Here is a 13,032-nt window from a genome sequence, read left to right as displayed (position 1 = left end):
GGCGCGCGATGATGCGGCACTAGTTCGACTTGGCGTTGTCCTTGGGGTTCTCTTTCGCGTTCTCCGCGGTCGGCGATTCCGCCGGTGCGGGACGCTTGCCTGCGCCGGTGATGCGCTCGATCGCGGAGCGCACGGCGTCGCTCCCCTTGCGGTCCTTGAGCATGTCGAGCAGCGGGGCGGAGGCGGGCGAGCGGCGGATCAGGCTTTCCGGATCGGGGAAGATCAGCGGATCGTCCCAGGGCCCCTGCACCACGAAGGGCAGTTCGAAGCCCGACGTGCTGTTGAGGCTCGCCACGCCCTTCATGTCGTATTCGCGCGTCGGCACCGAGGCGGTGCCGGTGAGCGTGATCTTCGCCGCCGGCCCTTCGACGCGGATGTCCTCGGCGGTGGCGATGCCGTCGGAGAATTTCACCGCGATGGTGAGGTTGTCGTAGGGGGTCGAGCCGCTGCGGAAATTGCCGCCGCCCGACAGCGGCCGCCGCTCCAGCCGCTTCAATAGCTGCTCGGCGTTGAAGCCCGAGATCGCGCCGTCATGCCCGGTGATCGTGGCGCTGCCGTCGAGCGACTGCACGAGGCCGAACGGGCTCGAGCCGGAGGCCAGGAGCGAGACGTTGATGTTGCCGCGCCCGGACAGCTTGTTGAGGCCGAACAGTTCGGTGGCGCAGGCCTGCAGGTCGACGTCGGTGAACTGGAATTGCGCCTTGATGTCGGCGACGCTGTCGGAGCGCGCGATGCCGAACGAGCCCTTGGCGATGCCGCCATAGACCTGGGCTTCGCCGACCGAGAGCGCCAGCGCGCCGTTGCGCAGGTTGGCGCCGATCGCGGTCCGGCCGAGCTTGGTCGGGCCCACCGTCAGCCGCGCCGCCGACAGGCGCATGTCGAGGTCGGTGGTCGACAATCCGTTGAGGTCGAACAGCTGCCTGTTCCAGTCGCGCGCGCCGCTCGCGAGCAGGCGGAAGGTCGAGATATAAGGCGTGAAGTCGAGCGCGTCGGCGGCGAGCGTCGCCTGCAGCGTCTGCCGGCCGTTATTGGCGTAGGTCATGACGCCCTCGGCGGCGTTGCCGTCGAGCTCGACATTGACGTTGGTGAGCGCGATCGAGGCGCCGACCACGTTGGCGCGCGCCTTCAGCGCGAAGCGGCCGAAGCCGCCGCTGCCGGGCTGCGGCTGCCCGGTCCAGCGCAGCGCGTTGCGCAAGGACGGGCTGTCGATCGTGAGCGTGCCCTCCATCATCGGGCTGGTGCGGTTGGCGACGCTGCCGTCGAAGGCGAGCTTGAGCGGCGCGCTGGCGATGCGCGCCTTCAGGCCGGAGCGATCGCCGGAGAGGGCGGCGACGAAATCGGAAAAGCTGATCGAGCCGTCGACGCGCTCGCCGCGCCAGTCGAACTGTCCGGTCGCGGCAAAAGAGCGCGAGATCGAGGGCCAGGCGAGCGACAGGTCGATGTCCTCGAACTTCTCTGTGGCGTGCGTGATGGCGTCCTCGTAGTTGAGCACGCCGTCCTGGATCCTGATCTCGGAGAACGAGACCTGGTTGTCGGCCCCGGGCTTCATGGTGCGGGCGATGGTCTGGATGAAGGGCGTCCAGTTGCTCTCGCCGTCCGGCTTCAGGCTGACATGGATGCGGGGCCGCAGCAGCGTCAGATCGGCGATCTCGAACCGCTGCAGCAGCAGCGGCAGCAGGCGCAGATTGGCCGTGAGCACGTCGACATGGAGCGCGGGATCGGTGGTGCCGCCGCCCTTGAGGCCGACGTCATGGAACGAGATGTAGCTCGCCGGCAGGACCGAAATGTCGATGCTGCCTGCGACATTGAGCTCGAGGCCGGTGACGTCGCGGATCTGCGCTTCGACCGCCTTGCGCAGCGCGTCGCGGTTGATGAGCCATGAGGTCGCGATCAGGGCGATCAGCACGACGCCGAGCAGCGCCGCGATCGGCGTCCCGAGGCGCTTCATTCCTTGGGCCATGGTCAATGGCATGTCCTGATCGGGTTGGTGTGCCAGAAGGTCGGGCCGGGCAAGCTGCGCGCCCCACGCCCAAGCCTTTGTTCGGTTACAAGTCTTTGTTAGGCTACAAGTCTTGTCAGCTTACAAGTCCTGCCGTGTTAAGTGCCGCAACTTGATGGGTTTTCTTGTCGCTTTCAAGGCCGCAGGCGGGTCTGCCCACCGCGTGGGCAGCTTCTACCACCGCCCCGCGGAACGGAGAACCCCGTATCATTGACGGCTTCGGACGATTTCGCCTAATAATCGCCGCCAATAAGGCGCGACGCCTCCAAGCCGAAGGTTTCCTGTATGAACAAGGTCTATCCCGACGCCAAGTCGGCGCTCGACGGCATTCTGAAAGACAACATGATGATCATGTCGGGGGGCTTCGGCCTCTGCGGCATTGCCGAGGAGCTGTCGGACGCGATCCGCGAATCCGGCGTCAAGGGGCTGACGGTCGTCTCCAACAATGCCGGCGTCGACGGCATCGGGCTCAGCCGCCTGCTGGAAACCCGGCAGATCAAGAAGATGATCTCGTCCTATGTCGGCGAGAACAAGCTGTTCGCCCAGCAATTCCTGGCCGGCGAGCTGGAACTCGAGTTCAACCCGCAGGGCACGCTGGCCGAGCGCATCCGCGCCGGCGGCGCCGGCATCCCGGCCTTCTACACCAAGACCGGCGTCGGCACGCTGATCGCCGAGGGCAAGGAAGTGAAGGAATTCGACGGCGAGAAGTATCTGATGGAGCGCGGCCTGTTCGCGGACCTCGCCATCGTGCACGCCTGGAAGGGCGATACCGCCGGCAACCTCATCTACCGCAAGACCGCGCGCAACTTTAACCCGATGATGGCGACCGCCGCCAAGATCACGGTGGCCGAGGTCGAGCACCTGGTTCCGGCCGGTGAACTCAATCCCGACCACATCCACACGCCCGGCATCTTCGTGAAGCGCATCGTCGAGGTCGGTACGGCCAAGAAGCGCATCGAATTCCGCAACACCCGCCCGCGCACCGCCGCTTAAGCGTATCAGGAGACTCACATGGCCTGGACCCGTGAACAGATGGCTGCGCGCGCCGCGAAGGAACTGCGCGACGGCTACTACGTCAATCTCGGCATCGGCATCCCGACGCTGGTCTCGAACTTCATCCCCGAGGGCGTCGACGTCAGCCTGCAGAGCGAGAACGGCATGCTCGGCATGGGCCCGTTCCCCTATGAGGACGAGGTAGACGCCGACCTGATCAACGCCGGCAAGCAGACCGTCAGCGAGCTGCCCTCGACCTCGTATTTCTCGAGTGCGGATTCCTTCGGCATGATCCGCGGCGGCCACATGGACCTGTCGATCCTCGGCGCCATGCAGGTGGCCCAGAACGGCGATCTCGCCAACTGGATGATCCCGGGCAAGATGGTCAAGGGCATGGGCGGCGCGATGGATCTCGTCGCCGGCGTCAAGCGCGTCGTCGTGGTGATGGAGCATTCGGCCAAGGACGGCTCGAAGCTCCTGAAGAAGTGCAACCTGCCGCTGACCGGCGAGCGCGTGGTCGACATGGTCGTCACCGATCTTGCCGTCTTCACCATCGACAAGCACGGCGACGGCGGCATGGCCCTGATCGAGCTCGCCGACGGCGTCACGCTCGACGAGGTCAAGTCCAAGACCGAAGCCGAATTCCGCGTCGCGCTGAAGAACACGTAAGGTCGTCGCACAGGGGGCGCGCATGACGATACGGTCTGCGCGTCCCGAAGACGCCGGTTTCATCGCAAGCATTATTCTGTCATCGATGCGCGGCTACCGGTCGCGCGGCTGGTTCGATGTCGCGCTCGGCTGGCCTGAAGCCGAGTGCCTCGATTTCATCGCGCGCGTCGCGACGGCGCACGCAGTGTCGATGTGGCATGTCTCGCAATTCCTGGTCGCCGAGATAGACGGGAAGCCGGTCGCGGCGCTTTGTGCCGTGCCTGCGGCGAACACCGGACCGTCGGCCTGGCGCGCGATCGAGGAAGTCGGTTTGGCGGCCGGGCTCGCCGCGTCGGAGCTCGAAGCCATCCGCCGACGCGGTGCCTATTCGCGTGCTTGCTGGGTGCAGGGCGGCGAAGGCGACTGGATGATCGAGCATGTCGCCACCGATCCCGCCTACCGCGGTCGCGGTCTCATGCAGGCGTTGATTGCCCACGCGCTGGACAAGGGACGGGCAGCCGGATTTGCGCGCGCCACGATCTCGTTCCTGATCGGCAACGAGCCCGCCGAGCGCGCCTATGCCAAGGCCGGCTTCGTCTTCGCGGAGGAGAAGCGCGATCCCGCCTTCGAGGCGATCATCGGCGCACCCGGCTTTCGCATGTTCGCGCGGGAGATTTGATCGCTGCGGCTCACCGCCGTCAGTGCGAGGAGCCCTTGCGACGAAGCAATCCAGGCTGCCTCCGCGGAAAGATTCTGGATTGCTTCGCTACGCTCGCAATGACGGAAGCTGTAGTCGTAGCCCGCATGAGCGAAGCGATATGCGGGACCCGGGTGTCGCTTCGCTCACCCGGGCTACGTCCTCACGACCGCGCCCACACCTTGCCCCACCTTGCCGACACGCTCGCCACCCATGACGGTTCCTCGCGCACCAGGCGGAAGCCGAGATTGGCGGGCGGCACGCCTTGCGCGCAGCCGCCGGCGCGGGCGTCGCGGATGAAATCGGTGACATAGGCGCGGTGCGCGCCTTCGGCGACGCGCACGCCGCAATTCACGGTCGGCCGGCCGGCATTGCCTGTTACGTCGGTGCGCGAGCGCACGAAGCAGGTCGAGGTCCATTCCCAGACATTGCCGGCGAGATCTTCGATGCCGTGCTCGTTTGCGCCGAATTTGCCGAACGGATGGGCGGCAGTGTCGAAGGGGTCGCGTTCGGATTCACGCTCATAGCGGCTGATCCAGCGCGTCGAAGGATTGTCCGCGTCGACCGGCACGCCGTCGTCCTTGAACCTGGAGCCCGCGGCGAACGCCCATTCCGCGTCGCTGGGCAGACGGTAATGTTGCCCGGTCTTGCGCGACAGCCAGGTCGCATAGGCCTCGGCATCGTGCCAGTTCACCTGTACCGCGGGACGATCGATCGCGATCGCCACGCCGCGATCGAGCGCGCGGCAGCCGCCATCCTGCACGCAAAGCTGATAGTCCGCTGACGAAACCTGATTGCGCATGACATGCAGCGGCCTGGTGAATCGCATCGCGCGCAGCGGCGCCTCCGCCTGCTGTCCACCGCGCGTGAAGTCGCCGGCTTCGCGATAGGAAAAGTCGGCCGGTGCGATCCTGATCATGACCGGCTCCGTCGCCGTGCCACGCACGGCGATGTCCGAGACCAGGGGCGCCACCGCGATCGGGCCCGCGAGCCCGGCGGCGCAGGCCAGCAGAAGTTTCAGCTTGAATGCGATCAGCATGGTCATCCCCCGAAAGGAAGAAGGGGCCGGTGATCACCGGCCCCTTGTCGCGTCTAGTTGGTCGCGGCCGGTATTTCAGCAGGCGCCTTCACCTGCATCATCAGATCGTCGTTCCACTTGCCTTCGACCTTGAAGTGCGCGGTGGCGCCGAGATCGGCGGCCTCGATCAGATTGTGCGTGACATAGGCGTAGATGCCGGGCTGCTGGAATTTGTACAGCGCAGCTCCCGCCGAGCCACCGCGGATGAACCAGGTCTCGAGCCCGACCTCGGGCGCGTTGCCGAACTTGCCTGTCTCCCAGACATAGTCGCCATGGCCGCCGATCAGGTGCGGACGGCTGTCGCGATTGGCCTGCGAGTGCACGATCAGCACGTTCTCGCCGACATTGGCGGTCAGCGCGTTCTTGCCGGTCAGCGCGCCGACCTTGCCGTTGAACACGACATGGGACGGAATGAGCTTCTTCATCACCTCTTCGGTCTCGGTGAAGGCTTCGCCCGGCGAGTCGTAGGACTTGAAATTACCCTTCTCGTCGCGCGGCACGTACATGTCCTGCTCGCCGACATAGTAGACCTTGTCGTATTTCAGCGCGTGGCCCTTGCCGTCGTTCAGCCCGTCGCGCGGCAGCACCATCACGGCGCCGTTCATGCCGGAGACGACGTGCCAGGGGATCATCGGGCCACCCGGTGCGCAGTGATAGACGAACACGCCGGTCTTGGTCGCCTTCCAGCGCAGCACGACCTGCTCGCCGGGATTGATCAGGGTGAGCGCGCCGCCACCGAGCGCACCGGTTGCGGAATGGAAGTCGATGTTGTGCGGCATGCTGTTGGTCGCGGGATTGACCAGCGTCGTCTCGACGTAGTCGCCCTCATGCACGACCATCAGCGGGCCGGGCATCGAGCCGTTGAAGGTCATGGCCTGGAAGGTGGTGCCCTTCTCGTCGATCACGACCTTCTTCTCCTCGATCGTGAGCTTGAACTCGATGATCTTGGGCCCCTGCTTGGTCGCCTGCTCGTGCGCGTGCACGAAGGGCGGAGCGACCAGCTCGACCTTTTGGCGCGGCAGTTTGAGATCGTCGGCAGCCAAGGCGGGTGTCGCCAGCATCAGGGCGGTCGCGGCGGCGCTGATCAATGCGGCTCTGCGGGTGAACATCGGAAGCATCCTTCATCTGAAAGGGTTTTGATGACGGATGCAGTGTGCGCCTGTTGCGGCAAGTGTGTTTGCGCTGCGACAAGCTTTTGCCGGATTTGCCTCCGGTGAATTCCTTAAGAGGTGTGACGAAGGTCGCACCGGCGGTGCGATGAATCCGATGCCGCGCGCATCAAGCGCGCAAGCGGTAAATCGTTCGCAAGTTCAGTTGCATTCGGCCGCGAACATATTCGCGCGATCAGAGCAGGCGTATCGCGATCCAGACCGTGCCCCAGACCGCAAGCGACAGCGCGGCAAAGACGGCGGCCATGATGGCCAGTACGCGCACGAGATAATTTGCACCGGTTGCGGGCGCGGCAGGGGCAGGCCGGAAATCGTCGAAGCGCGGGATGTGGCCGCGGATGCCGGCGAGCCAGAGAACGAGATCGAGCGCGAACGACGCCATGGCCTATCTCCAGGAGAGCAATGATTAAACGCATGATCGGCCAAATCGGGCGCCCGGACTTTGAGCAAGCGCAAGGTCGCTCGCCCGGAAACGGGTAATCCAGTGCCATCCGGGATTTGCCGTGCCACGCAGCGGCTCGATTTACGAATGGGTAAGACATGAGATTCGATCTCGCAGCGAGCTACGGCGAAGAGAGACTGCCGCGCTACACCAGCTATCCGACCGCGCCGCACTTCTCGCCGGCCATCGACGCCGATACCTACGCGAAGTGGTTGTCGGAGCTTCCCGCGGCCGCAAGCGCCTCGCTCTATCTGCACGTGCCGTTCTGCCGCGAGATGTGCTGGTATTGCGGCTGCCATACCCAGATCGCGCGGCGCGACGGGCTGATCGCGGCCTATCAGCGGACGCTGCGCAGCGAGATCGCTGAGGTCGCCGAGACCATCGGCCGCCGCATCAAGGTCGAGCATATCCATTTCGGCGGGGGCACGCCGACCATCATGGCGCCGGAGGCGTTCGCCGAGTTGATGGCGCAGATGCGCCAGTCGTTCTTCGTGCTGCCCTCGGCCGAGATCGCAGTCGAGATCGACCCGAGGACGCTGACATCAGAGATGGTCGAGGCGATGCGGCTCTCCGGCGTCAACCGCGCCAGCCTCGGCGTGCAGAGCTTCGATCCTGTCGTGCAGCGCGCGATCAACCGCGTCCAGAGTTATGAGCAGACGGCGGCCGTCGTCGACATGCTCCGCGGCGCCGGCATCGCGGGCGTCAATTTCGACCTGATCTACGGGCTGCCGCACCAGACCGTCGCCTCCTGCCTCGATACCGTGCGGCGTGCGCTCGAGCTCGGGCCGGACCGATTCTCGGTGTTCGGCTATGCGCACGTGCCTGCTTTCAAGAAGCATCAGCGGATGATCAACGAGGCGGTCCTGCCGGATGGCCTTGCGCGTCACGACCAGGCCTGCGCGATCGCCAATGCGCTGAAGGAGGCCGGCTACGTGCAGATCGGGCTCGACCATTTTGCGCGTCCCGACGACGCCATGGCCGTGGCCTTCAACGAGCGCACGCTGCGGCGCAATTTCCAGGGCTATACCACCGACAAGGGCGAAGTCCTGCTCGGTTTCGGCGCGAGCGCGATCGGGCACCTGCCGCAAGGCTATGTCCAGAACCAGGTGCAGGTTGGGGCCTATGCGCAGAGCATCGCGAGCGGCCGGCTCGCCACCGCCAAGGGTTACGGGCTCACCGACGACGACCGGCTGCGTGCCGACATCATCGAGCGCATCATGTGCGAGTTCAGCGCCGATCTCGGCGACATCTGCGCGCGCCATGGCGCCGAACCCGAAGCGATGCTCAAATCGGCATCGCGCCTGAAGCCGCTGATCTCGGACGGGATCGTGCGGCTGGACGGTGACCGGCTCGCGGTAGCGAACGACTCGCGATTCCTGGTCCGCAGCGTCGCCGCCGCGTTCGACGCGCATCTGGATCCCGGCAAGCAGCTGCACAGCCGGGCGGTGTAGTTCATCACCAAGAGGTCGTCATGCCCGGGCTTGTCCCGGGCATCCTCGTTCTTTGCGCCGCGTTGCAAGGCGTGGATGGCCGGGACAAGCCCGGCCATGACGCCCGCGAAGCAACCGCCAGCTTGCGCTCCAACAAAGAAACCCGGCTCCGCTCCGCTATCGTCGCGTCTTGAACGGAGTTGTCCATGCCCTTTCGATCCGACGATCTGGTCGATGACATCATGCGTACGGCGCCGCACACGATCCGCGTGTTCCTCGCTTTCAGGATGGCCTGTGTCGGTTGTCCGATCGCGACCTTCCACACCGTGGAAGACGCCTGCCGCGAGCACGGCATCGACCAGGATAAATTCCTCACTGCGCTGTGCGAATGCGTGCCGGCGTGAGAGGGGCTGGAGTTCGCGCTGGGCGCGCGGATTCCCGGGTGAGGGCGGACTTCCGCCGTAAGCGGAGGCGTCCTCACCCCTAATTTTCCGAGCGCGAGGCGATGCTTCTTCACCTCTCCCCGTAAGAACGGGGAGAGGGAGAAGCTACGCCGGCCCGCTGTCAGCCGTCCGCTCGGCCAGCACCACGATCCTATGGGGATCGCGCAGGATGATGCGCTGGCGGCCGCTCTCGACGAGGCCCTGGCTCTCCCAGCCGCTCAGGATGCGGCTCACCGTATGCAGCGTGGTGCCCGTCATCTGCGCGATGTCCTGGCGGCTGATCGGGAAGTCGATCTCGATGCCGTGGTCGCTTTTCTTGCCGGATTGTTTTGCGAGCCGCAGCAGCACATGCGCCACGCGCTGCTCGACCTGCTGGGTCGACATTTCCAGGATGCGGGTGTGGCTCTCCTGAAGCCGCGCGCCGACGGTCTGGAGCGTGTTGGCGGCGAGCGACGGAAATCGCTCGATCAGCCGCGGCCAGGCCGAATTCGGCCAGATCAGCACCACGCTGTCGTCCACGGCCATCGCCGTCGCGGGGTAACGCGCGGCGCCGATCGCCATCGCGAGCCCGAACGTCTCGCCCGGGGCGACATAGCGCACCACGATCTGCTCGCCGGTCGGGGTGGTCTTGGCCGCGCGGACATGGCCGTGCAGCAGCAGGAAGAAGGATTGCGCATCCGCGCCCTGCTCGAAGATGGCGGTGTTCTTCGGGTAGCGCGCCGAGCGCGCCTCGCGCAGGATCTCCTCGAGGTCCTCCGGCTTGACCCCGGTGAACAGCGGCAAATGCGCAACCAGCGATGTGTCGACCTTGGCCATTCCGCCTCCTTGGCATCAGGGAGTGTGATGGCACCTGCAATCGACTTGCAGTTTGCGATAGCGCAAAACCGGGCGCCCGGGACGGCAGTATTTTTCCAAGTGACTATTCAAGTAACGGTCTGGAATTGACAGGAGTTGCCCCATGGCTGGCGCCCGATCCCGTAATTTTGAGGGCTGGCCGCTGTTTGCGAACAGTTTTCGGCCCTTTTTCCTGCTTGCCGCCATTCAGGCGGGGCTCTCGATCCTGGCCTGGCTGCCGATGTTCTACGGTGAGCTGTCCGTCAGCTCCGCCTTCGCGCCGCGCGACTGGCACGTCCACGAGATGCTCTATGGCTTCCTGCCGGCCGTCATTACCGGGTTTCTGTTCACGGCGATTCCGAACTGGACCGGGCGGCTGCCGATCCAGGGCACGTCGCTGGGCGCGCTGCTGGTGGTCTGGCTCGCCGGACGCGCTGCTGTGACGCTGTCGGCCGACATCGGCTGGGCGTTCGCGCTGGTCGTCGATGCCGCCTTCCTGTCGCTGGTCGTCGCCGCTGCGACGCGCGAGATCATCGCGGGCGGCAATTGGCGCAATTTGCCGGTGGTCGTGCTTGTGCTCATGCTGCTCGCCGGCAATGTCGGCTTCCATCTCGAAGCCCATTACGCGGGCGCGGCCGATGTCAGCATCCGCCTCGGCATCGGCGTGGTGATGCTGCTGATCGCGCTGATCGGCGGCCGCATCATTCCGAGCTTCACCCGCAACTGGCTGGTCAAGTTCAACCCCGGCCGCCTGCCGGTGCCGTTCGGCCGTTTCGACGGCGCGGTGATCGGAGCGAGCGCGCTGGCGCTGATCGCGTGGATCGCGGCGCCGCTGAACATGATCACCGGTGTCGTGATGGCGGTCGTCGGCGTGCTGCATCTGGTCCGGTTGGCGCGCTGGGCCGGCGATCGCACCACGCGCGAGCGGCTGCTGCTGATCCTCCATCTCGGCTATGTCTTCGTGCCGCTCGGCTTCATCCTGAACGCGCTGGCTGCCTTCGGCGAATTGCCGCCGAGCGCGGGCATTCATGCCTGGATGGCGGGCGCGGCCGGAACGATGACGCTTGCGGTGATGACCCGCGCCAGCCTCGGCCATACCGGCCAGGCACTGACGGCGGCACCGGCGACGCAAGGCATCTATGCCGCGATCATCATCGCGGCGCTGGCGCGGGTCGCGGCCGTGGTGCTGCCGGCGCATGGCGACCTGCTGCTGCACATCGCGGCCTGCGGCTGGATCGTCGCATTCCTCGGCTTTGCCATTGCGTTCGGTCCGCTGCTCGCCGGCAGCCCCCGCCGCGCCCTCGCCATCATGGGCGTGCCGGCCCCGGCACGCTGAAATATTCCACTGGGGCGTATGCCAGCGGCCGCCTGCAGATTTGCAAGGTCGTCCGCGAGGTCGGTCCGTTCGAGCACGCCTGAATTGCGTATGAGCTCAAGCCGCTGTGGCCGACGGCAGACCGGCCGGCGGCAGCGGTCGCACGCCCTTGCGCCATGCCGTGATGGTGCAGCCGAAGCGGCCGCGGAACCAGCGCGCCATCGCGCTTTGCGCGGAGAAGCCGAGCTGCGTGGCGATATCGGCCAGCGGCCGGCCGGGATCGTCGATCAGCTGGACCACGAGATCGGCGCGCTGCGCGTCGAGGATGGCCGAGAAGCTGGTGCCCGATGCGGCGAGGTGGCGGTGGATGGTGCGGCGGGTGCAGGCGAGATGCTCGGCGACGCGCTCCACTGTGCAGTCGCCACTGGCGAGCAGGATCCGCACCACCTCGTCGACCTTCCCCTCCCAGCTTGTCGGCCGAGTCTCGATCGCCTCGATCCGCTTGCGCAGGTAATTCGCGATGAGGGGATGTGCGCTCGGAATCCGTCGCTCCATGTCGTGCGCCGACAGCAGGATCGCATCCTCATCGGCATTGAACGTGACGCGGCAGCTGAAGAAGTCGCGATAGCGCTTGCGGTCGTGCGGCGGCGGATAATGCAGATGCACTTCCAGCGGCCGCCAGTCGCTGCCGAACAGCGACTGGATGATGCGGTGGATGCTGCCGATCGCCATGTCGATCGATTGGCGCGGCGCGCTCGGCTGCCGGCCGCGCAGGTGCAGGGCGAGGGTCACGGTCTTCCCGTCCCTGACGACGTCGAGCTTCATGCCGTCGTGATGAACGTGGATGAAGCGCGAGAACGCCTCGATGGCCTCGCCGACGGTCGCCTGTTCGCGCACGATCAGGCCGACCGCGCCGAAATTGGTCAGCCCGCCACGCTCGGCGAGTCGCAAGCCGAAATCTTCGGCGCCGGAGGCCTCTGCCGACAATTCGAGCAGGCGGCGCAGGCTGGTCACGGCAATGGGCGTATCCGGCTTGTCGAGCACGGCCAGCGGCAGCCTGACCTTGCGCATCATCTGTCTGGGGTCGAGCCCCACCGACCGGGCCACCTCCGGGTAATAGCTCAAGCCTGCGCTGCGAATGAGGTCCGTCATGCGAACCGTTCCTGCCAGCCATTCCCGCAGATGTCCCGAAATGTAAAGTTTCTGTCCCGATCCGTCAAATCCTGGAACCGGGCGGAACATACATAATCAAAAGCGAAGCACCGGCGTGAATGCGGTGCTGATTGACGGCGGGGCGCGACGGAGCCCCCGGCCGTCTCGTTTCATTTGACCAAGACATTGCTGGATCGGGATTATGCCGGGGAACACGCTTTCCAAGGGCGAGGTATTCGTCATCGACACTGACGCAGCCTCCCGCGAACAACTCTCCAATGCGCTCCAACAGAGCGCCTATGACGTGATCTGCTTCGCCGATGGCGCATCGCTGTTGTCGGAAGCCAGGACGCGGATGCCGGCCTGCGTGCTGCTGGAGATGCCGCCGGATCGCTCCGCCCTCGATGTGCTGAAGCGGCTGCGCGAGGAGAATTGCATGGCGCCGGTGCTGGTGACGTCGGCCAACGGCAGCATCGCCATGGCGGTCGACGCGATCAAGAGCGGCGCGGCCGACTTCATCGAGAAGCCATTCCGCACCCACGACATCGTCGGCCGGATCGATGCCGCCATCGACGAGTTCGCGCAGCCCGGCGCGAGCCGGCAGCGCTGGCTGCCCGGCTGTGAGCCCCTGACGGGCCGCGAAGGCGACGTGCTCGAGCATCTCGCCGCCGGCCTCACCAACAAGGAGATCGCCCGTCGCATGCATCTGAGCGCGCGGACGGTCGAGGGCTATCGCGCGAGCGTCTTGAAGAAGGCCGGCGCCAAGAACGTCACCGATCTGCTCCGCCGCATCTTCGGCCAGGGCGCGCCCACTCAGGCTTGACGATCTCCG

General features: G+C 65.8%; 13 protein-coding genes. 7 read left to right on the top strand and 6 right to left on the bottom strand.

The features are described 5' to 3' along the window. Positions 1-19: 19 nt before the first annotated feature. Complete coding sequence (locus A7X65_RS35515) at positions 20-1,960, bottom strand: AsmA family protein (protein ID WP_063694049.1); 1,941 nt, start codon at positions 1,958-1,960, stop codon at positions 20-22. Between the two features lie 324 nt (positions 1,961-2,284). Here A7X65_RS35515 and A7X65_RS35510 point away from each other — a divergent pair, with 324 nt between their 5' ends. The 3 genes from A7X65_RS35510 to A7X65_RS35500 are packed head-to-tail and all read left to right on the top strand — an operon-like array spanning position 2,285 to position 4,319. Further along, the gene (locus A7X65_RS35510) at positions 2,285-2,992 is read left to right on the top strand and encodes a CoA transferase subunit A (protein ID WP_011089830.1); all 708 of its coding nucleotides are present in this window, start codon (positions 2,285-2,287) and stop codon (positions 2,990-2,992) included. Between the two features lie 18 nt (positions 2,993-3,010). Next, positions 3,011-3,661 (top strand): 3-oxoacid CoA-transferase subunit B, encoded by a 651-nt coding sequence (locus A7X65_RS35505; RefSeq protein WP_063694048.1) that lies wholly within the window; start codon positions 3,011-3,013, stop codon positions 3,659-3,661. A gap of 22 nt (positions 3,662-3,683) precedes the next feature. Beyond that, positions 3,684-4,319 carry a GNAT family N-acetyltransferase gene (locus tag A7X65_RS35500; RefSeq protein ID WP_063694047.1) on the top strand — a complete coding sequence of 212 codons (636 nt, stop codon included), beginning with the start codon at positions 3,684-3,686 and terminating at the stop codon, positions 4,317-4,319. A gap of 181 nt (positions 4,320-4,500) precedes the next feature. Here the strand turns inward: A7X65_RS35500 and A7X65_RS35495 are convergent, their stop codons facing one another. The 3 genes from A7X65_RS35495 to A7X65_RS35485 all read right to left on the bottom strand — a co-directional run bounded on the left by A7X65_RS35495 (position 4,501) and on the right by A7X65_RS35485 (position 6,966). After that, positions 4,501-5,376: an SUMF1/EgtB/PvdO family nonheme iron enzyme gene (locus tag A7X65_RS35495; protein ID WP_063694300.1), complete on the bottom strand. Its 876-nt coding sequence runs from the start codon at positions 5,374-5,376 to the stop codon at positions 4,501-4,503. Positions 5,377-5,429: 53 nt separating this feature from the next. Beyond that, positions 5,430-6,524: a copper-containing nitrite reductase gene (gene nirK / locus A7X65_RS35490; protein ID WP_063694299.1), complete on the bottom strand. Its 1,095-nt coding sequence runs from the start codon at positions 6,522-6,524 to the stop codon at positions 5,430-5,432. A 235-nt stretch (positions 6,525-6,759) separates the two neighbouring features. Next, positions 6,760-6,966, bottom strand: coding sequence for a hypothetical protein (locus A7X65_RS35485; RefSeq protein ID WP_063694046.1), 207 nt, complete (start codon positions 6,964-6,966; stop codon positions 6,760-6,762). A gap of 158 nt (positions 6,967-7,124) precedes the next feature. Between A7X65_RS35485 and hemN the strand changes: the two genes are divergently transcribed. Both hemN and A7X65_RS35475 read left to right on the top strand, forming a co-directional pair. Next, a complete protein-coding gene (hemN, locus tag A7X65_RS35480) occupies positions 7,125-8,477 on the top strand; it encodes an oxygen-independent coproporphyrinogen III oxidase (RefSeq protein WP_063694045.1) in 1,353 nt (450 codons plus the stop codon). Positions 8,478-8,662: 185 nt separating this feature from the next. Next, entirely contained in the window at positions 8,663-8,860 is a 198-nt protein-coding gene (locus A7X65_RS35475) for a DUF1858 domain-containing protein (protein WP_063694044.1), read from the top strand. Positions 8,861-9,004: 144 nt separating this feature from the next. Here the strand turns inward: A7X65_RS35475 and A7X65_RS35470 are convergent, their stop codons facing one another. Continuing rightward, positions 9,005-9,715: a Crp/Fnr family transcriptional regulator gene (locus A7X65_RS35470; RefSeq protein ID WP_063694043.1), complete on the bottom strand. Its 711-nt coding sequence runs from the start codon at positions 9,713-9,715 to the stop codon at positions 9,005-9,007. 142 nt (positions 9,716-9,857) lie between these two features. Here A7X65_RS35470 and A7X65_RS35465 point away from each other — a divergent pair, with 142 nt between their 5' ends. After that, positions 9,858-11,069, top strand: coding sequence for an NnrS family protein (locus A7X65_RS35465; RefSeq protein WP_063694042.1), 1,212 nt, complete (start codon positions 9,858-9,860; stop codon positions 11,067-11,069). A gap of 96 nt (positions 11,070-11,165) precedes the next feature. Here the strand turns inward: A7X65_RS35465 and A7X65_RS35460 are convergent, their stop codons facing one another. After that, on the bottom strand, positions 11,166-12,200 hold the full coding sequence (locus tag A7X65_RS35460) for an AraC family transcriptional regulator (RefSeq protein WP_063694041.1): 1,035 nt from the start codon (positions 12,198-12,200) through the stop codon (positions 11,166-11,168). Between the two features lie 202 nt (positions 12,201-12,402). On the opposite strand from A7X65_RS35460, the gene A7X65_RS35455 reads away from it, so the two are divergent. Next, positions 12,403-13,023, top strand: coding sequence for a response regulator transcription factor (locus A7X65_RS35455; protein WP_063694040.1), 621 nt, complete (start codon positions 12,403-12,405; stop codon positions 13,021-13,023). The last annotated feature ends 9 nt before the right edge of the window (positions 13,024-13,032 follow it).

It is taken from the genome of Bradyrhizobium stylosanthis, assembly GCF_001641335.1.
Classification (GTDB): domain Bacteria; phylum Pseudomonadota; class Alphaproteobacteria; order Rhizobiales; family Xanthobacteraceae; genus Bradyrhizobium; species Bradyrhizobium stylosanthis.
This window is presented reverse-complemented; position numbering and strand designations above follow the sequence as displayed.